Raw genomic sequence first — 20,418 nt, forward strand, 5'->3', positions numbered from 1 at the left:
TTTCCTGAGTGCGAATTTACTGCTCGCCGAGTGACCTTTCCTGCCTTTCAGCAGGACTGAAACATAATTTCAAGTGAATTAGTTACATCTGTTTACATGGTGAATTCTAATGCGTATATTTCGCATTTGCATTTTCATGCGCATTTTTAACATAGAAATGACCTCCGACCGTTATCGGGACTGGGGCAGTAAATTCACACTTCACTCAGAAAGGGTTTGATGATGTCTTTCATTAATCACTCCAGGGATGGGCAACGTCAGCCTGTCGCAACACCTACGTTGCTGGCAGCCTGCATTGCTATGGCATTGATGCCTACCGCCAGTTTCGCCGCACCAAACACTGAAGATACGGTCATTGTGGACGGCTCTCAGTCTGGCTCCGCAAATGACGAGCAGGATTACAGCGTAAAAACGACCACCGTTGGCACCAAAATGCAGATGGTGCAGCGCGATATTCCTCAGTCTGTCACCATCGTTAGCGAACAGCGCATGGAAGATCAGCAATTACAAACGCTGGGTGATGTGATGGATAGCACCATGGGTATCAGCAAAAGCACCGCTGACTCCGACCGTAGCAGCTATTACTCACGTGGTTTCCAGATTGATAACTACATGGTTGATGGCATTCCTACCTATTTTGAATCGCGTTGGAACCTGGGCGACGCCCTTTCTGATACTGCGCTCTTTGAACGCGTCGAAGTGGTGCGTGGTGCGAATGGGTTGATGACCGGAACCGGTAACCCTTCTGCGGCGATCAACATGGTGCGTAAACATGCCACCAGCCGTGAGTTCAAAGGCAACGTTTCTGCAGAATACGGTAGCTGGAATAAACAGCGCTATGTCATGGATATGCAAAGCCCGTTGACCGACGATGGCAATGTTCGCGCGCGTATCGTGGCCGGTTATCAGGACAACGACTCCTGGCTTGACCGATACAATCAAAAGAAAACCTTCTTCTCGGGAATTGTTGACGCTGATTTAGGCGAGACAACGTCGTTGTCCGCAGGGTATGAATATCAACGTATCGACGTCAACAACCAGACCTGGGGCGGCTTGCCGCGCTGGAATACCGATGGCAGCGTCAGACATTACGATCGCGCGCACAGCACTGCACCGGACTGGGCTTACAACGATAAAGAATTCAACAAATTCTTTGCGACGGTAAAGCAGCGCTTTGCAGACAACTGGCAAGCCACGCTGAATGCGACCCATACCGAAGCGAAGTTCGACAGCAAAGCCATGTACCTTGACGCCTACGTGGATAAAAGTACCGGCATGCTGGCGGGTCCCTATGTCAATTACGGCCCAGACTATGCTTACGTCGGCGGTACAGGCTGGAACAGCGGCAAGCGTAAAGTTGACGCTGTGGATCTGTTCGCAGATGGTGGTTACGAGCTGTTAAGCCGTCAGCACACCGTGATGTTCGGCGGCAGCTACAGCCGTCAGACCAACCGTTACACCAACTCATGGGCGAACGTTTTCCCTGATGAGCTGGGGAGTTTCTATGATTACGACGGTAATTTCCCGGAGACAAACTGGGGATCACAGAATCTCGCCCAGGATGATAAAACGTACATGAAGTCGCTGTATGCCGCGACCCGTATCTCTCTGGCAGACCCGCTGCACTTGATCCTGGGCGCTCGCTACACCAACTGGCGTGTCGATACCATGACCTACGGCATGGAGAAAAATCACACCACGCCTTACGCTGGTCTGGTCTTCGACATTGACGATAACTGGTCGACTTACGCGAGCTACACCTCTATCTTCCAGCCACAAAATTACCGCGACAGCTCGGGCACATACCTTGCACCTATCACCGGTAATAACTATGAAGTCGGTTTGAAATCTGACTGGATGAACAGCCGTCTGACCACCACCCTGTCCGTGTTCCGCATTGAACAAGATAACGTGGCGCAAAGCACTGGCCGCATGATTCAGGGTTCAACCGATACGGCTTATAAAGGCGTTGATGGGACCGTCAGTAAAGGTGTGGAATTTGAAATCAACGGTGCCCTGACCGATAACTGGCAGATGACCTTTGGTGCAACGCGTTACGTCGCAGAAGATAGCGATGGCAATGCTGTTAACCCGAATCTGCCGCGCACGACGGTTAAACTCTTCACGAGCTACCGTCTGCCAGCACTGCCTGCATTGACCGTTGGCGGTGGAGTCAACTGGCAGAACAGTGTGTACAGCGATGTTGCAACCCCTTATGGCACATGGCGTGCAGAGCAAGGCAGCTACGCGCTGGTGGATTTGTTTACCCGCTACCAGGTCACGAAAAACCTGTCCGTTCAGGGTAATTTGAATAACCTGTTCGATAAAACGTACGATACTAACGTCGAAGGTGCGCTTGTGTATGGTGAGCCACGCAACTTTAGCGTAACGGCCAGCTATCAGTTCTAATCTGTAGAATGAATGCTAAGGGAGCCAATGGGCTCCCTTTTTATTTCGGGCAATAAAAAAGGCAGCCATTCGGCTGCCTTAGTCTCCCCAAATCACCACTTAGTTGCTGCGGATGTACTCATCCATTTCGGTTTTCAGGTTATCGGATTTAGTCCCGAAGATTGCCTGAACACCAGAACCTGCAACAACTACGCCCGCTGCGCCCAATTTCTTGAGACCAGGCTGGTCGACTTTAGCGATATCAGCAACACTGACACGCAGACGAGTGATACACGCGTCAAGGTTAGTGATGTTTTCTTTACCGCCAAATGCCGCAACGAGTGCTGGAGCCATTTCGCCGGTCGCAGTCGCTTTCACGTCGTCAGACGCATCTTCACGACCTGGCGTTTTCAGGTCCAGTGCTTTGATCAGCACACGGAAGATGGTGTAGTACGCCACTGCGTAGCACGCACCGACGATAGGGAACAGCCACAGCTTGCTGCTGTTACCAGACAGAACGATGAAGTCGATCAGACCGTGCGAGAACGAGGTACCGTCACGCATACCCAACAGGATACAGATTGGGAACGCCAGGCCAGCCAGAACCGCGTGGATGAAGTACAGGATCGGCGCAACGAACATGAAGGAGAACTCGATCGGCTCGGTGATACCGGTCAGGAACGAGGTCAACGCTGCGGAAATCATGATACCGCCCACTTTTGCACGGTTCTCTGGTTTAGCAGAGTGCCAGATAGCAATCGCAGCAGCCGGCAGACCGTACATTTTAAACAGGAAGCCGCCAGACAGTTTGCCTGCAGTTGGGTCACCTGCCATATAACGTGGGATATCGCCGTGGAATACCTGACCTGCAGCGTTGGTGTATTCACCAATCTGCATCTGGAAAGGAACGTTCCAGATGTGGTGCAGACCAAACGGCACCAGGCAGCGCTCAACGAAACCGTAGATACCGAACGCGACAACCGGGTTCTGGTATGCAGCCCACTGAGAGAAGGTCTGGATCGCGGAACCAATCGGTGGCCAGATGAAGGACAGGATCACACCGGTGAAAATCGCTGCCAGACCAGAAATGATTGGTACGAAACGCTTGCCCGCGAAGAAGCCCAGATATTCTGGCAGCTTGATGCGATAGAAACGGTTGAACATATAGGCTGCAATGGCACCCGAGATGATACCGCCGAGAACACCGGTATCAGCCAGGTGTTTCGCTGCGATTTCTTCAGCAGGTAAATGCAGTACCAGCGGCGCAACCACAGCCATGGTTTTCACCATAATGCCGTAAGCCACAACGGAGGCCAGAGCGGATACACCGTCGTTATTGGTGAAGCCCAGAGCGACACCGATCGCGAAGATCAGCGGCATGTTAGCAAAAACAGAACCGCCTGCTTCGGCCATCACGTGAGAGACTACGGCTGGCAGCCAGCTGAAGTTTGCAGAACCGACGCCCAGCAGGATACCTGCGATAGGCAGTACGGATACTGGCAGCATCAGCGATTTACCGACCTTTTGCAGGTTAGCAAATGCATTCTTAAACATATTGAGAGTGCTCCTGAGTATTTGTGCTTTTTTTTACGCTTTCACGCATGGACACGGGGGGAGAACCGCGCCGTGGACAGGACATCTAAGCGCCCTTTATTTATTACACAGGGTAAAATAAATCCCTGCGACTTTGTTTGACGGCTATCACGTTTCAGCTTATGACGATCGAAAAACTTGCAGTTATTTACAAAAAGCATGTCCAGATATGTCAAAAAACACTGTCACCGCCCCAAATAAGGCGGTGAACTTTACTCGCTTTGTTTATTAATTACGAGCCTAAAAAAAACAGGTGTTTCAACGAGATTGCAGGCGGGCGGGGTCGATGTGGAACAGGCTGGCAAAGTTGTCCGTAGTGGTGCGTGCCAGCTCTTCAAGGCTGACACCCTTCAGTACGGCCATATACTCAGCCACATCTCTCGTCATGGCTGGCTGATTTTCTTTACCGCGATGCGGCACTGGTGCCAGGTATGGAGAGTCTGTTTCCACCAGAATACGGTCGAGAGGCACATAACGCGCAGCATCACGCAGTTGCTCAGCGTTACGGAACGTCACGATGCCCGAAAACGAGATATAAAAACCTAAATCAAGCAGCTTACCCGCCGTTTCTCTGTCTTCTGTGAAACAGTGTAGTACGCCACCGCAATCCGTCACTTTTTCTTCCTGAAGGATAGCCAGTGTGTCTGCCCGCGCATCGCGGGTATGCACGATAACCGGTTTGTTCAACTCGCGTCCGATGCGGATGTGATGGCGAAACGACTCTTGCTGACGCGGTTTAGTTTCGGGCGTGTAAAAATAATCCAGCCCGGTTTCACCCATCGCCACCACGCCCTCTTCCGCGGCCATACGACGCAAGTCTTCTACGTCGTACTCTTCATCCTGATTCAACGGATGCACGCCGCAGGAGAAAACAACGTTATCGCGCTCGCCGACCAGATCGCGCATGGAGCGGTATCCTGGTAACGTGGTGGCGACCGCTAGACAAAATTTCACATCGCGAGCAGCGGCTTTTTCAAGCACGTCATCCACGTTTTTATGCAGCGATTGATAATCCAGGCCATCAAGATGGCAGTGTGAGTCGACTAAAAACATAATGTCTCTCTCAGAGATGGGAAGCAGGCAGCAGCGCGCCGGGTTGTAGGTAACGTTCGATACGCAGTAACAGATCGGTGAGCACCAATTCACGATTGAGCCCTGTGACCGTTAACAGCTGTTCGCGACACGCGCAAATGTCATGAAGAATGGCGCGCAATTTCGCACCAGGAAGTTGATTTGCCAGCGTGTTCACCAGCGGCCAGACATCGGCGTTGCTCAGAAGTGAGGCGCTTTGCTGGAGTTTTAGCGCGTCCAGAAGTAAGGATGCCAACCAGTGCAATCGCGCCGTGGCTTGATCGTGATTCAGGGTACTGGCGAGACTTAGCCAGTCACGGGTGTCCAGAGCATGGCTGAAGGCTTTACAGAGTTGCTCACGCTGGGCCCAGCTCTCTTTTTGCAGCAGTTCTAACGCCGCAGCGGGTGCGCCACTGCTCAATCTTAGCGCCGTTAATGCGGCATCTTGTGACACCGTCACTTCTCGCTCAAGCCAGGTCAATGCCCATGATTCTGAGGGGGCGGCAAGGTGATGCAGGCGGCAACGACTGCGAAGCGTTGCCAGCAATCGACCGGGTTCGCGGCATGACATAAAGAACCAGGTTTTTTCGGGCGGCTCTTCCAGCGTTTTTAACAACGCGTTTGCGGCCGCCTCGGTCAGCAAAGCCGCATCTTTGAGCCAGACGACTTTCGCACCGCTCAGCCTGGCGTGCTCGTAAAGTTTCTCGCTGACTTCACGCACGGCATCAATACCCAGCGAACTCTTACCCTTTTCAGGTTCCAGGGTGTAGTAATCTGGATGCGTGCCTGCCTGCATCAACTGGCAGCCACGGCACTTCCCACAGCTTTTATGCCCTTCTGGCTTCTGACACATTAAAAAACGCGTCAGCGCATAAATGAGGGCGTCGTCACCCATACCGGGTAACGCCTGAATCAGTAGCGCATGATGCCCCCGACCGGCCTGATAGCTGCTTATCAGCTGATCAAAGTGCGGACGCAACCATGGATACCATTTCATGCCTGTTGCTCCTGTAACCATGCGGTGATGGTTTCTCGAATAGAGCGCGTGACACCCTCAAGAGATTGCGTGGCGTCAATCGTACGAATCGAGTCATCCTGCGCGGCCAATTCTAAATAGCGCGCACGGGTGCGATTAAAGAAGTCCAAAGACTCCTGTTCGATACGATCCAGCTCACCGCGTGCACGGGCGCGCTTCAGACCCACTTCTGGGGTCACATCCAGATAAAGCGTCAGGTTTGGGCGGAAATCACCCAGCACGGCATTACGCAGTGTCGCCAGCATCTGTTGATCAATGCCCCGTCCACCGCCCTGATAAGCCTGCGTGGATAAATCATGGCGATCCCCAATCACCCACTGCCCTTCCGCCAGCGCGGGTTTAATCACCGTTTCAACCAGCTGTACGCGCGCAGCGTAAAACATCAGCACTTCGGCTTTCACATCGATCACTTCGTCGCCAACTGATTTGATATCCAGCACCAGGCTTCTGAGCTTCTCGGCCAGTTGAGTGCCACCCGGTTCGCGGGTGAAAACCATCTGCTCGATGCCGAGTTCTTTTAGTGTGTCCACCACCACATTACGTGCGGTAGTTTTCCCGGCGCCTTCCAGCCCCTCAATGACGATGTAATTACTGCGCATTTTTTTCCTTAAGTGCTTTCAGATAGTCCTGAACCGAGCGATTGTGACTCACCAGGTTGGTGTTAAAGGTGTGCCCACCTTTTCCATCGGCCACAAAGTAGAGATACGGTGTTTTTGCCGGATGCGCCGCTGCATCAAGAGATGCCTGGCTCGGCGTGGCAATCGGCCCAGGCGGTAAGCCGCTAATCACGTAAGTATTATACGCGGTTGGCGTCTCCAGATCCTTACGCGAGATCTTGCCCTTATAGTCTTCGCCCATACCATAAATCACCGTCGGGTCGGTTTGCAGACGCATGCCGATGCGCAGGCGATTGATAAACACCGACGCGACCTGATCGCGTTCACGTGCGACAGCGGTCTCTTTTTCAACGATTGACGCCATGGTCACAAACTGATTTTTATCCTGATATGGCAGCCCTTCCGCGCGCCCTTCCCAGGCTTTATCAACGGCCGTCACCATTTTGGCGTGCGCACGTTTCAGGATAGCCACATCGGTTGTTCCGGCGGTATACATCCAGGTGTCGGGCCAGAACCAGCCTTCAACCCATTCTGGATGTTCCAGTTTGAGGACCTCCGCAACCGTTGCGTAGCTGTCATCTTTCAGCGTATGGCTGATATAGGGCGCGTCGCGGAGCTGTTTCAGGTAGTCACTCAGACGCATACCTTCCACGAATCGCAGCGGGAATTGCGCCTCTTTTCCACTCTCCAGCAGTTCCAGCATGTCCCTGACCGTCATACCCGGCGTGAAGCGATAGGTCCCGGCCTTAAAGTGTGACAACTCCGGCTCAATACGCAGCAGCCACTGGAATACGCGCGGACGGTTAATCACTTTGTCGCTGTAAAGTTGCTCACCCAGCGCCAAACGCCCGGTTCCCGCTTTCAACGTGAATACCGTCTCTTCTTTAATCAGGATTTTGCTGTCCGCCATCTGACGAACCTTCCACATCCCTACCCCGCCTGCGATACCCAGCACAACGATAAGCAGGAGGACAAAGCGCAACATTTTTTTCATGACGATTTCACTTGCTCACACAGTGGGGCTAAGAATGAGTACAACTCACGCGACGACCAGTAGCGTTCACCGTAACCACGGACGGGTACGACGGGCATCAACGCATTGCAAATGACCACCTCGTCGGCGGCCAAAAGTGCTTCTACGCCTGCGTTAATTTCGACAACGCGAAAGCCAGCATATGCCAGCTGCTGCATACAATACTGCCGCATGATGCCATTGACGCCGGCCTGATCGACCTTCGGCGTCAGCACCTCATTCCCTTTGCGCCAGAGTAAATTGGCCGCACAGCATTCCGTAATGAACCCTTCACTGTCAAGAACCAGAGCTTCATCTGCCGCTGACTGTTCAAGATGAGTACGGATTAAGACCTGCTCAAGCCGATTGAGATGCTTGATTCCCGCCAGCATGGGATTACGACCGAGTCGCACAGGACTCAATGCTAAGGTGATGCCTTCCCGGCGCCAGGCGTCATAATGTGTAGGATAATCAGAAACTGAGAGAATACGCGTCGGCTGATGACAGCTGGCCCCGCTGTATCCACGTCCCCCGCTGCCGCGGCTAATAATCACTTTCAGAACACCCTGCTCATTTCCCAGGGCCATTTCACGTATTTCGTGCTGGAGTTCGGCCCACTGTTCGAAAGGGATCAGCAGTTTTTCACATGCGCTCTGCAAACGCTGGAGATGCGCGGCCAGAAAACAAACCTCACCGCTGACAATGCGCGCTGTCGTAAAACAGCCATCGCCAAACTGGATCGCCCTGTCGTTTGCGGGAAGATAATCCTGCTTGTGGCCATTAATGAAGAACATGGTCGCTCCTTTTGCATGACCAAATAGTTTGGCAGGACGAATAATGCAGAACAAGGGAAAAAAACCGAATAAAAAAGGCCCGACAAGCGGACCTTTTCATTTAACGCAATCGGGAAGCGGGCTTCAGATCTTTTTAAAGATCAGAGAGCCATTCGTGCCGCCGAATCCGAAGGAGTTACACAGCGTATACTCCAGGCCAGTAACCTGACGTGCTTCGTGCGGTACGAAATCCAGGTCGCAACCTTCATCTGGATTATCCAGGTTAATGGTTGGCGGAACAGCCTGATCGCGCAATGCCAGGATGGAGTAGATTGACTCTACCGCACCCGCTGCGCCCAACAGGTGACCGGTCATGGATTTGGTTGAGCTCACCATAATACGACTTGCTGCCTCACCAAAGACTGATTTAACCGCCTGCGTTTCGGCTTTATCGCCAGCAGGTGTCGAGGTGCCGTGAGCGTTCACATAGCCAATCTGGCCTGGTTCGATACCAGCATCGCGAATAGCATTAACCATTGCCAGGGCAGCACCTGCACCATCTTCCGGTGGTGAGGTCATGTGATAAGCATCACTGCTCATGCCGAAGCCAATGATCTCAGCATAAATTTTCGCGCCGCGCTTTTTCGCGTGTTCATACTCTTCGAGTACGATCATGCCAGCACCGTCACCCAGAACAAAACCATCACGGTCTTTGTCCCATGGACGACTTGCCGCCTGAGGATTATCGTTACGGGTAGACAGCGCACGCGCTGCACCGAAACCACCCACACCCAGCGGGGTACTCGCTTTTTCAGCACCACCCGCAACCATTGCGTCGGCATCACCGTAAGCGATGATACGCGCAGCCTGACCGATGTTATGCACACCAGAAGTACAGGCAGTTGCGATAGAAATGCTTGGGCCACGCAGGCCAAACATGATGGTCAGGTGACCAGCCACCATGTTAACAATCGTGGACGGAACGAAGAATGGGCTGATCTTACGTGGACCACCATTGACCAAAGAGGTATGGTTTTCCTCGATCAGACCAAGACCGCCAATCCCGGAGCCAATAGCGGCACCAATACGGGTAGCGTTCTCTTCCGTTATTTCAAGGCCAGAATCCTGCATGGCCTGAACGCCAGCGACAATTCCATATTGAATGAAGGCATCCATCTTGCGCTGTTCTTTGCGCGAGATAAATTCTTCACAGTTAAAATCCTTTACTAAGCCAGCAAATTTCGTTGCGTAGGCGCTAGTATCGAAATGGTCGATTAGGCTGATGCCGCTCTGACCGGCAAGGAGAGCTTTCCAGGTGGACTCTACGGTATTGCCGACAGGAGACAACATGCCAAGTCCGGTCACAACTACACGACGCTTAGACACGTATGTCCTCCAGGGAGGGATAAAAAAAGAGATTGGTGGGAATGAAAAAGATAAAACTCAGGCGGTCGAATGACCGCCTGGAGATGTTCACTTACGCCTGGTGACCGTTGATGTAATCAATGGCAGCCTGAACGGTGGTGATTTTCTCAGCTTCTTCGTCCGGAATCTCAGTATCAAACTCTTCTTCCAGAGCCATTACCAGCTCAACGGTGTCAAGAGAATCTGCGCCCAGGTCTTCAACAAAGGAAGCGGAGTTCACAACTTCTTCCTGCTTAACGCCCAGCTGCTCGCCGATAATTTTCTTAACGCGTTCTTCGATAGTGCTCATACTCTTAAATTTCCTATCAAAACTCGCTTTCGCGATGGTTTTCGTAGTGTATAAAATGTTGAAAAATTTGCAACTAAATCCCGGCAGGTCTTACCACGATTTTACGTTATTTTGCGGCCTTTCGCCCTAATAACGCAAATTTTTTTCTACACTTCTTCATTCAGGCCGGCTCTTAGTTGGCAGCGCCGTCTAATCCCGGTCACATCGTAATCTATGCACTTGGTCCTATCGGCCTTGCCGCCTTGATCCAACCTGAATGATTTTGTGTAGCTCGCGGTTAAACCATGTACATCCCGCCGTTGACGTGGAGGGTTTCACCAGTGATGTAACCCGCTTCGTCAGAGGCTAAAAATGCCACCGCACTGGCGATTTCATTTGGGGAGCCTAAACGCCCCGCAGGAACTGCCGCCAGCGTACCCGCACGCTGATCATCAGTCAGCGCACGCGTCATGTCCGTTTCAATAAAGCCCGGAGCAACAACGTTAACAGTAATGCCGCGAGACGCAATTTCGCGCGCCAACGACTTACTGAAACCAATCAGACCCGCTTTCGCCGCAGCGTAGTTGGCCTGACCAGCATTTCCCATGGTACCGACCACAGAACCAATAGTGATAATGCGACCATAACGCTTTTTCATCATAGCGCGCATTACCGCTTTTGACAGACGGAATACTGATGACAGGTTGGTTTCGATAATATCGTCCCACTCATCATCTTTCATTCGCATCAGAAGGTTGTCACGAGTGATACCGGCATTATTTACCAGAATATCAACTTCGCCAAACTCTGCGCGAATATTTCCCAGAACAGATTCGATAGATGCAGGATCGGTCACATTCAGTACCAGACCTTTACCATTTGCACCTAAGTATTCGCTGATGGCTTGAGCGCCATTTTCACTGGTGGCTGTACCAATGACTTTCGCGCCACGCGCGACAAGTGTTTCAGCAATTGCACGTCCGATACCGCGGCTTGCGCCCGTTACCAGCGCGATTTTTCCTTCAAAACTCATGGTGTTCCTCTTTTATTGCGAGAGTGCCGCTGACAGCGCTTCCGGCTCGTTAATAGCCGATGCAGTCATTGTATCAACAATACGTTTTGTCAGACCGGTCAGGACTTTGCCTGGACCAGCTTCAAAGAGATGCTCAACGCCCTGTGAGGCCATGAACTCAACAGTTTTGGTCCACTGCACTGGGCTATAAAGCTGGCGAACAAGCGCATCGCGAATCGCTTCGGGTGCTGTTTCGCATTTCACATCAACATTGTTCACAACAGGAACAGTAGGTGCGTTAAACGTTATTTTTTCGAGTTCTGCCGCCAGCTTAAAGGCAGCTGGCTTCATCAACGCGCAATGAGACGGAACGCTGACAGGCAATGGCAACGCACGCTTAGCGCCCGCAGCTTTACAAGCGGCGCCAGCGCGCTCAACAGCTTCTTTATTCCCGGCGATCACAACCTGGCCCGGCGAGTTAAAGTTCACCGGTGAAACAACCTGACCTTCTGCTGATTCTTCACACGCTTTAGCAATAGAAGCATCATCCAGACCGATAATCGCTGACATTGCGCCCGTGCCTTCCGGCACCGCTTCCTGCATGAATCTGCCACGCATTTCGACCAGACGTACGGCATCAGCAAACGCAATGACACCCGCACAAACCAGCGCGGAGTATTCACCCAAGCTATGACCCGCTAACAGCGCTGGGGTTTTACCGCCCTGCTGCTGCCATACACGCCATAACGCCACTGACGCTGTCAGTAACGCAGGTTGTGTTTGCCAGGTCTTATTCAGCTCTTCTGCTGGCCCTTGTTGAGTCAACGCCCAAAGATCATAACCCAGAGCATCAGAAGCTTCACGAAAAGTCTCTTCGATAACAGGGTTGCTTGCCGCTAAATCAGACAACATCCCAACCGCCTGAGAACCTTGGCCTGGGAACACAAAAGCAAATTGCGTCATTTTTAATCCTTAATTAGAAACGAACCAGCGCGGAGCCCCAGGTAAAACCGCCACCAAAAGCTTCAAGCAAGACCAGTTGGCCTCGTTTAATTCGTCCATCACGTACCGCTTCGTCAAATGCGCAAGGTACGGACGCCGCAGAGGTATTGCCGTGGCGATCGAGCGTCACAACAACATTATCCATCGACATGCCCAGCTTTTTGGCCGTGGCACTGATAATACGCAGGTTAGCCTGATGCGGAACCAGCCAGTCGAGCGCGGAACGTTCAAGATTGTTCGCCGCCAGCGTTTCATCGACAATGTGAGCCAGTTCCGTCACGGCAACCTTAAACACTTCATTGCCTGCCATCGTCAGGAAGATCGAATTGTCCGGGTTAACACGATCGGCATTTGGTAGCATCAGCAGCTCACCATAACTCCCGTCAGCATGTAAATGCGTCGAGATAATGCCCTGCTCTTCTGACTGACCCAGCAGGACTGCGCCCGCGCCATCGCCAAAAATAATAATCGTGCCGCGATCTTCTGGGTTGCAGGTCCGCGCCAGCACATCTGCGCCAATCACTAACGCATATTTTACTGCCCCCGATTTCACATACTGATCGGCGATACTGAGTGCATAAGTGAAGCCAGCACACGCGGCAGCCACGTCAAACGCAGGGCAGCCCTTGATGCCCATCATGCCCTGAATCTGGCACGCTGCGCTCGGGAAAGCGTGAGTCGAAGAGGTGGTCGCGACAATGATCAACCCGATCTCTTCTTTATCCACGCCGGCCATTTCCAGCGCACGAAGGCCAGCTTCATAGCCCATGGTGGAAACTGTTTCATCAGGCGCGGCGATACGGCGTTCACGGATACCTGTACGTGTGACAATCCACTCGTCAGAGGTATCGACCATTTTTTCCAGATCGGCGTTAGTTCGCACTTGTTTGGGCAGAAAACTGCCGGTACCTAAAATCTTCGTATACATGTACGCTCAGTCACTTTTTGCTAATACAGATTCCAGGCGAGCGGCAATCCGCTGTGGGACTTGTCGCTGCACCGCCTGCACTGCCTGTTCAATGGCGACGGTAAACGCTCGCTGATTGGCCGCACCGTGGCTCTTAATCACCGTGCCGCGCAATCCTAACAGACAGGCGCCATTATACTGGTCGGGGTTGAGGTGACTGAATCGCCGCGTCAGACTCTTTTGTAACCAACGCTTCAATAAAATCAGCCACCAGGCCGTTTTTTTCCCCTCCCCCTGCGATTTGAGCAGGGAAAGGAACATTCTCACGACCCCTTCCATCGTTTTTAACGTCACGTTGCCAGTGAACCCATCACACACCAGAACATCGGTCTTACCCGTCAATAATTCATTAGCTTCAAGATAGCCAATATAGTTAATCGACGGCGCGGATTTTAGCAATTCTGCGGCTTCACGAATGCTATCCAGACCTTTTGTTTCTTCTTCACCGATGTTCAGCAACGCGACTCGGGGATTCGAAATCCCCACAACTTCTTCCGCTAATACCGACCCCATGATGGCAAACTGGGCCAGCATTGTACTATCACAATCGACGTTGGCACCCAGATCGAGCACCACCGTTTTGCCCTTTTGCTGGTGGGGCAATACCGTCACCAACGCCGGACGCTCAATCCCCTGAATGGGCTTGAGCATTAATTTCGCCAGCCCCATTAGCGCACCGGTGTTACCCGCGCTAACACAGGCTTCTGCCCGCCCTTCTTTTACCAGCTCCAGCGCAATTCGCATTGACGTTCCGCGGCTGTTGCGGATCGCATGCGATGGCCGAGCATCACTGGCAATAACTGACTGCGCAGGAATAATCTGCAGACGTGAACGTTGTTCAAAGTCAGCTTTTGCAAGTAATGGCGTGATTGTGTCGGGATTACCGACTAAAAGAAGTGTGAGTTGCGAATTAGAGTTCAGTGCCTGCAATGCTGCAGGCACTGTCACGGAAGGCCCAAAATCTCCTCCCATGACATCTAACGCCAGGGTTAGACGTGTCAAGGTATCATCGCTGCCCGGTTTGGCGTTTCCCCAGTTTCCTGGGGAAATCCTCACTAAGCTTCATCACGCTTGCGCGTGATTACTTAGTGATAACCTTGCGGCCGCGGTAGAAACCGTCAGCAGTGATGTGGTGACGCAGGTGTTTCTCACCAGAAGTCTGGTCTACAGACAGGCTGGTAACTGCAGTCAGCGCGTCATGGGAACGACGCATGCCACGTTTGGAACGGGTTGGTTTATTCTGTTGTACGGCCATGGACCTTACTCCTTAATTACTTACGCTTTAAACTGGCTAATACGGCAAATGGGTTTGGCTTTTGCGCTTCATCAGGCAATTCACCAAAGACCATGTCCGCCTCGGACACTTCACAGTGTTCAGAATCATGCACCGGAACTACTGGCAAGGCGAGGATGATTTCATCTTCAACCAATGCAAGCAGATCGATTTCACCGAATTCGTTAACCTCAATCGGCTCATACGCTTCCGGGAGTGCTCCAGCCTGTTCGTCTGAACGAACCGGACTGAAACAATACGTTGTGTGAACATGACGTATAAACGGTTTCCCGCAACGCTGACATTCGAGCGTTACCGTTACCTTTGCATCACCGGTTAAAACGGCAAGGCGCTGGTTATCGATATCGAACGACATGGAGCATTCTACATCAGTATCCACACTGACCACAGATTCGGCGATACGCTCAGCCTGATCGGGGGTATAAATACCTTGGTAATCGAGGCGTTTTTGAGCCGTACGAACCGGATCAAGAGTCAGGGGTAATTTTACCTTTTGCATAGGGCGCGCATATTAACTTTGTAACGTCATAGAGTCAAAGAAAAAGGCAACCACAGCTGCCTTTTGCCAATTATTCGCACACATTGCGGCCTGTAGTTTAAAATGGCTGGCATCGATACGCTATATCTGGTGAAAAAAATATGCAGAATCTCGTACTTGCTTCCACTTCGCCTTACCGACGTGCGCTGCTTGAAAAGCTGGGTGTTCCCTTCGAGTGTGCGGCGCCTGTCACTGACGAAACGCCACAACCTGCTGAATCGCCACGCCATTTGGTTTTGCGTCTGGCGCAGGAAAAAGCGCAAAGTCTCGCCATGCGCTATCCCAATCATCTGATTATAGGTTCCGATCAGGTTTGCGTGTTGGACGGTGAAATTACCGGTAAACCCCACACCGAAGAAAACGCCCGCCTGCAATTAATGAAAGCACGCGGAACTATTGTCACCTTTTATACTGGCCTGGCACTCTACAACTCTGCCACCGGCCATCTGCAGACAGAATGCGAACCTTTCGATGTGCATTTCCGCCATCTGAGCGAACAAGAAATCGAGGATTATGTCCGCAGAGAGCGCCCGTTGAATTGCGCTGGGAGTTTCAAAAGTGAAGGCTTAGGGATTGCGCTATTTGAAAAACTGGATGGTCGCGACCCGAATGCGTTGATTGGCTTACCGCTGATTGCGCTTTGCCAGATGCTGCGACGTGAGGATGCTAACCCGTTGATGGCGTGATAGGGCAAGTGGCGCTGCACTGTTACTTGAAAAACAGCGTAGCGCCACCGGCATGATACTACCCGCGCAGAATCTTTAGACAACGCTTGAGCTGATTGTCAAGCGGCGCTTCTACGCGCATCTCTTCGCCCGTGCCTGGATGGGTGAATTTCAACGCGGCAGCGTGAAGGAACAAACGCGATAATCCGGTGCCAGCCAGTTGTTTATCAAACTCACGATCGCCATAACGATCGTCAAACGCGATCGGATGACCGGCATGAAGAGTATGCACGCGAATCTGGTGCGTACGCCCCGTGACAGGACTGCAGCGTACCAGAGTGCAAAATTCGTAACGCTCTTCGACTTTAAAACGTGTTTCCGAGGGCTTGCCTTCGCTGTTGACGCGAACGATACGCTCACCGCTTTGCAAAATATTTTTCAGCAGCGGCGCTTGCACCACTTTCACATGGGACTGCCATTGGCCACGCACCAGCGCCAGATAATCTTTTTGCATCCCTTTCTCACGCAGTTGCTCATGCAACGAACGTAACGCGGAACGTTTTTTCGCCACCAGCAACACGCCAGATGTATCGCGATCAAGGCGATGGACCAGTTCCAGGAAACGGGCTTCCGGTCGCAACGCGCGCAAACCTTCAATAACGCCAAAGCTTAACCCGCTACCGCCGTGTACCGCTGTACCCGAAGGTTTGTTCAGCACCAGGATATGGTCGTCTTCATATAAAATGGCATTAGTCAGCGCCGCCACTTTATTGAGATGCGGCGATACCGCTTCTTCTTCGCGTTCAGCGACACGCACTGGCGGGATACGCACTTCATCACCGGCTTCCAGTTTGTATTCCGGCTTCACGCGTTTTTTGTTCACTCGCACCTCGCCTTTGCGCAGGATGCGATAAATCATACTCTTTGGCACACCTTTCAACTGGGTGCGTAAAAAGTTATCGATTCGTTGCCCCGCTTCGTCATCAGCGATAGCAACCATTTTTACGGATGGAGTCTCTGTTTTCATGGTTGGCGATTCTAAATATCGTCAGGCATTAGCGCCACTCATTTTTATGTGCTTATATTTACTTTTAATCAGCCTGCTCTCTCTCGACGCAATCGATTTGGTGGTTATTAAACCAATCATCACTTTGAAGTGAAGAAACTGTGAGTAACCGGGTGATAATTGGTAAAAGTCATCTTGCTATAACTGGGTTAGCAATGGAATAATGAAGTCGTTTTCCGTGTTAAATCCGGGTTTTGTAAGGATAACGACGGAATGACCAATTTTGTCTGACCGATCATCAACGCAGCAATGGCGTAAGACGTATTGATCTTTCAGACAGTTAGCGGGCTGCGGGTTGCAGTACTTACCGGTAAATGGAATCTTCTCTGGAGAGTTCTCCCAGGCTGTTCCCCTGATAATTGCGCTGTATTTCCTTATGAAAAACAGGCAACCGACACTTTGCGCCTCTTAAACGAGCGACAACCGTGAGGTTGGCGACGTCACAGTCACGAGGCCATCGGTTCATACCCCGGAAAGCGTCACCTTGCCCGCAGCTTAGTCGTCAATGTAAGAATAATGAGTAAGTTACGATGAAAAGAATGTTAATCAACGCAACTCAGCAAGAAGAGCTGCGTGTCGCCCTTGTGGATGGGCAGCGCCTGTACGATCTGGATATCGAAAGTCCTGGACACGAACAGAAAAAAGCGAACATTTACAAAGGCAAAATCACCCGTATTGAACCAAGCCTGGAGGCCGCTTTCGTCGATTACGGCGCTGAGCGTCACGGTTTCCTTCCTCTGAAAGAAATTGCCCGCGAATATTTCCCTGCCAACTATAACTCCCACGGTCGTCCGAACATCAAAGATGTGCTGCGCGAAGGCCAGGAAGTCATTGTTCAGATTGATAAAGAAGAACGCGGCAACAAAGGTGCTGCGCTGACAACCTTTATCAGTCTGGCGGGTAGTTATCTGGTACTGATGCCAAACAACCCGCGAGCGGGTGGTATCTCTCGCCGTATTGAAGGCGACGATCGTACCGAGCTGAAAGAAGCGTTGGCCAGTCTTGAATTGCCTGATGGCATGGGTCTGATTGTCCGTACTGCGGGTGTCGGTAAATCTGCCGAAGCGTTGCAGTGGGACTTAGGATTCCGTCTGAAGCACTGGGAAGCCATCCAGAAAGCTGCAGAAAGCCGTCCGGCTCCGTTCCTGATTCACCAGGAAAGTAACGTTATCGTTCGTGCTTTCCGTGATTATCTGCGTCAGGACATCGGTGAGATTCTGATTGATAACCCGAAAGTGCTTGAGCTGGCTCGCCAGCACATCGCCGCACTGGGTCGTCCAGATTTCACCAGCAAAATCAAACTGTACACGGGTGAAATCCCGCTGTTCAGCCACTACCAGATCGAATCGCAGATTGAGTCCGCCTTCCAGCGTGAAGTGCGCCTTCCTTCTGGCGGTTCCATCGTTATCGATTCGACCGAAGCACTGACCGCTATCGATATCAACTCCGCACGCGCAACTCGCGGCGGCGATATCGAAGAAACCGCGTTCAACACCAACCTTGAAGCAGCAGATGAAATTGCACGTCAACTTCGTCTGCGCGACCTCGGTGGCCTGATCGTTATCGACTTCATCGACATGACGCCAGTGCGCCACCAACGCGCTGTAGAAAACCGTCTGCGTGATGCGGTTCGTCAGGATCGCGCCCGTATCCAGATCAGCCATATTTCTCGCTTTGGTCTTCTGGAGATGTCACGTCAGCGCCTGAGTCCTTCGCTGGGTGAATCAAGCCACCACGTCTGCCCGCGCTGTAGCGGTACAGGCACCGTGCGTGACAACGAATCACTTGCACTCTCCATTCTGCGTCTCATCGAAGAAGAAGCGCTGAAAGAGAACACCAAAGAAGTTCACGCTATTGTTCCGGTTCCTGTGGCCTCTTACCTGCTGAACGAAAAACGCGAAGCAGTCAGTGCCATTGAATCCCGCCAGGCTGGCGTGCGTTGCATCATCGTTCCAAACGATCAGATGCAAACTCCACACTACTCCGTGCTTCGCGTACGCAAAGGTGAAGAGACATCGACGCTGAGCTACCTGCTGCCGAAACTGCACGAAGAAGAGATGGCGATGCCTTCTGATGAAGAGCCAGCGGAGCGTAAACTCCCTGAGCAGCCAGCATTGGCCACCTTCATCATGCCGGAAGCACCTCCGGCACCTTCTGAGCAGGAAGCGACCGTTAAACCTGCAGTGCAGAAATCTGAAACTGAAGCTCGCGTGACGTCTTCAGAACCGGGTCTGCTGGGTCGTATCTTCAGCGCGCTGAAGAAAATGTTCGCGGGTGAAGAAGCTCAGCCTGAAGAGCCGAAAGCGGCTCCGAAAGAAGAGAAACAAGAGCGTCCGCAGCAGGACCGTCGTAAGCGTCAGAACAATCGCCGCGATCGTAACGACCGCCGTGACAACCGCGATAATCGTGATAACCGCGACAACCGCGACAACCGTGATAATCGTTCTGAAAACAACGAAGGTCGTGAAGCGCGCGAAGACAATCGTCGCAACCGTCGCGAAAAACCGCAACAGAATGCGGAAGATCGTGAAATCCGCCAGCCAGCGGGCGATGAGTCTGAAAAATCCAGACAGCGTGACGAGCAGCAGCCACGTCGTGAGCGTAACCGTCGTCGTAATGACGATAAGCGCCAGGCGCAGCAGGAAGTTAAAGCCGTTACTCTTGAAGAGCCAGTTGTCCAGGAAGCTGAGCAGGAAGAACGCGTCCAGGTCATGCCGCGTCGTAAGCAGCGCCAACTGTCGCAGAAAGTTCGTTTCGAATCTGAACAAACTGAAGCTGCAACGACCGCTGTGAGCGAACCTGCTGTTGAAGAAACGCAGAACACGCAACTGGCAAAACTGGATCTTCCTGCTGTCGTTGAACCAACACATGAGCAAGACGATAGTGCGGAAGCCCGTGATAACAATGGTATGCCACGTCGTTCCCGTCGCTCTCCGCGCCACCTGCGCGTGAGCGGTCAGCGTCGTCGTCGCTATCGTGACGAGCGTTACCCGACGCAGTCACCGATGCCAATGACCGTTGCCTGCGTGTCGCCAGAAATGGCTTCCGGTAAAGTGTGGATCCGCTATCCGATTGCCCGTCCTCAGGATCAGCAATTTGAAGAGCAGACTGCAGTTGAAACCGTTGAGCCAATGGTCGCTGCGCCAGTTGCAGTTGAAGAAGTGCAACACGTCGTGGCTGAGCCGCAGACGGTTGAAACGGTTGAAGTTGAAACCACGCATCCGGAAGTGATCGCAGCGCCGGTTGATGCTCAACCTCAGGTTATCGCGCAAGAAGATACTGCTGTTGCTGAGCAAATCGCTGAAGCCGCTGAACCTGCAACGCCAACTGACACGTTTGTGGAACAGCCTGCTGTTGCCGAAGTGAAAGCAGAGGTAGTGGCAGACGTGGAAGCTGAAGCCGTGGCAGATGTTGTCGCTGAAGCTGAACAACCTGCGCCTGCCGTCGTTGCAGAGCAGTCTGTTGTTGAAGTGAAGCCACAGCCAGCTGCACCTGCTGTTGTCGGTAATCACTACGCGACAGCGCCGATGACGCGTGCTCCGGCACCGGAATATCAGCCAGAAGCGCCACGTCAGAGTGACTGGGTGCGTCCTGCGTTCGATTTCGAAGGTAAAGGTTCTGCGGGTGGCCATAGCGCTACTCATCAGGCAACGGCGCCGGCAACGCGTCCGCAGTCTGCTGAGTAATTCGC

18 protein-coding genes are annotated in these 20,418 nt (G+C 52.3%); 3 read left to right on the top strand and 15 right to left on the bottom strand.

The genetic code is table 11. The features are described 5' to 3' along the window. The first annotated feature begins 222 nt into the window (after window positions 1–222). Window positions 223–2,409, top strand: coding sequence for a ferric-rhodotorulic acid/ferric-coprogen receptor FhuE (gene fhuE, locus AC07RN_RS01840; protein WP_478335790.1), 2,187 nt, complete (start codon window positions 223–225; stop codon window positions 2,407–2,409). A 99-nt stretch (window positions 2,410–2,508) separates the two neighbouring features. Here fhuE and ptsG read toward each other — a convergent pair whose 3' ends face one another. The 14 genes from ptsG to yceD form a co-directional block, all read right to left on the bottom strand. Then, window positions 2,509–3,942 carry a PTS glucose transporter subunit IIBC gene (gene ptsG, locus AC07RN_RS01845; protein WP_407436708.1) on the bottom strand — a complete coding sequence of 478 codons (1,434 nt, stop codon included), beginning with the start codon at window positions 3,940–3,942 and terminating at the stop codon, window positions 2,509–2,511. 297 nt (window positions 3,943–4,239) lie between these two features. After that, complete coding sequence (locus tag AC07RN_RS01850; protein WP_478335432.1) at window positions 4,240–5,034, bottom strand: metal-dependent hydrolase; 795 nt, start codon at window positions 5,032–5,034, stop codon at window positions 4,240–4,242. 10 nt (window positions 5,035–5,044) lie between these two features. After that, the gene (gene holB / locus AC07RN_RS01855; protein WP_478335433.1) at window positions 5,045–6,049 is read right to left on the bottom strand and encodes a DNA polymerase III subunit delta'; all 1,005 of its coding nucleotides are present in this window, start codon (window positions 6,047–6,049) and stop codon (window positions 5,045–5,047) included. After that, window positions 6,046–6,687, bottom strand: coding sequence for a dTMP kinase (gene tmk / locus AC07RN_RS01860; protein WP_012017008.1), 642 nt, complete (start codon window positions 6,685–6,687; stop codon window positions 6,046–6,048). The genes holB and tmk overlap by 4 nt, the downstream gene beginning before the upstream one ends. Then, a complete protein-coding gene (yceG, locus tag AC07RN_RS01865) occupies window positions 6,677–7,699 on the bottom strand; it encodes a cell division protein YceG (RefSeq protein WP_478335434.1) in 1,023 nt (340 codons plus the stop codon). Before yceG ends, tmk begins: the two co-directional genes overlap by 11 nt. After that, window positions 7,696–8,511 (bottom strand): aminodeoxychorismate lyase, encoded by an 816-nt coding sequence (gene pabC, locus AC07RN_RS01870; RefSeq protein WP_478335435.1) that lies wholly within the window; start codon window positions 8,509–8,511, stop codon window positions 7,696–7,698. Before pabC ends, yceG begins: the two co-directional genes overlap by 4 nt. Window positions 8,512–8,634: 123 nt before the next feature. Next, window positions 8,635–9,876: a beta-ketoacyl-ACP synthase II gene (fabF, locus tag AC07RN_RS01875; protein WP_012017005.1), complete on the bottom strand. Its 1,242-nt coding sequence runs from the start codon at window positions 9,874–9,876 to the stop codon at window positions 8,635–8,637. 91 nt (window positions 9,877–9,967) lie between these two features. Then, complete coding sequence (gene acpP, locus AC07RN_RS01880) at window positions 9,968–10,204, bottom strand: acyl carrier protein (RefSeq protein ID WP_003857954.1); 237 nt, start codon at window positions 10,202–10,204, stop codon at window positions 9,968–9,970. Between the two features lie 277 nt (window positions 10,205–10,481). Then, on the bottom strand, window positions 10,482–11,216 hold the full coding sequence (fabG, locus tag AC07RN_RS01885; RefSeq protein WP_012017004.1) for a 3-oxoacyl-ACP reductase FabG: 735 nt from the start codon (window positions 11,214–11,216) through the stop codon (window positions 10,482–10,484). 12 nt (window positions 11,217–11,228) lie between these two features. Continuing rightward, a complete protein-coding gene (fabD, locus tag AC07RN_RS01890; RefSeq protein WP_012017003.1) occupies window positions 11,229–12,158 on the bottom strand; it encodes an ACP S-malonyltransferase in 930 nt (309 codons plus the stop codon). Window positions 12,159–12,171: 13 nt separating this feature from the next. Then, a complete protein-coding gene (locus AC07RN_RS01895) occupies window positions 12,172–13,125 on the bottom strand; it encodes a beta-ketoacyl-ACP synthase III (RefSeq protein ID WP_478335436.1) in 954 nt (317 codons plus the stop codon). Window positions 13,126–13,131: 6 nt separating this feature from the next. Continuing rightward, window positions 13,132–14,166, bottom strand: coding sequence for a phosphate acyltransferase PlsX (gene plsX, locus AC07RN_RS01900; RefSeq protein ID WP_190275375.1), 1,035 nt, complete (start codon window positions 14,164–14,166; stop codon window positions 13,132–13,134). 79 nt (window positions 14,167–14,245) lie between these two features. Then, entirely contained in the window at window positions 14,246–14,419 is a 174-nt protein-coding gene (gene rpmF / locus AC07RN_RS01905) for a 50S ribosomal protein L32 (RefSeq protein ID WP_012017000.1), read from the bottom strand. 16 nt (window positions 14,420–14,435) lie between these two features. Next, complete coding sequence (gene yceD / locus AC07RN_RS01910; protein ID WP_012016999.1) at window positions 14,436–14,957, bottom strand: 23S rRNA accumulation protein YceD; 522 nt, start codon at window positions 14,955–14,957, stop codon at window positions 14,436–14,438. Window positions 14,958–15,097: 140 nt separating this feature from the next. Between yceD and AC07RN_RS01915 the strand changes: the two genes are divergently transcribed. Beyond that, on the top strand, window positions 15,098–15,682 hold the full coding sequence (locus tag AC07RN_RS01915; RefSeq protein WP_478335437.1) for a Maf family protein: 585 nt from the start codon (window positions 15,098–15,100) through the stop codon (window positions 15,680–15,682). A 58-nt stretch (window positions 15,683–15,740) separates the two neighbouring features. Here AC07RN_RS01915 and rluC read toward each other — a convergent pair whose 3' ends face one another. Continuing rightward, entirely contained in the window at window positions 15,741–16,688 is a 948-nt protein-coding gene (gene rluC / locus AC07RN_RS01920) for a 23S rRNA pseudouridine(955/2504/2580) synthase RluC (RefSeq protein WP_012016997.1), read from the bottom strand. A gap of 569 nt (window positions 16,689–17,257) precedes the next feature. Here rluC and rne point away from each other — a divergent pair. Then, on the top strand, window positions 17,258–20,413 hold the full coding sequence (gene rne / locus AC07RN_RS01925; protein ID WP_478335438.1) for a ribonuclease E: 3,156 nt from the start codon (window positions 17,258–17,260) through the stop codon (window positions 20,411–20,413). Window positions 20,414–20,418 lie beyond the last annotated feature (5 nt).

The organism is Lelliottia sp. GFLA7 (assembly GCF_056490165.1).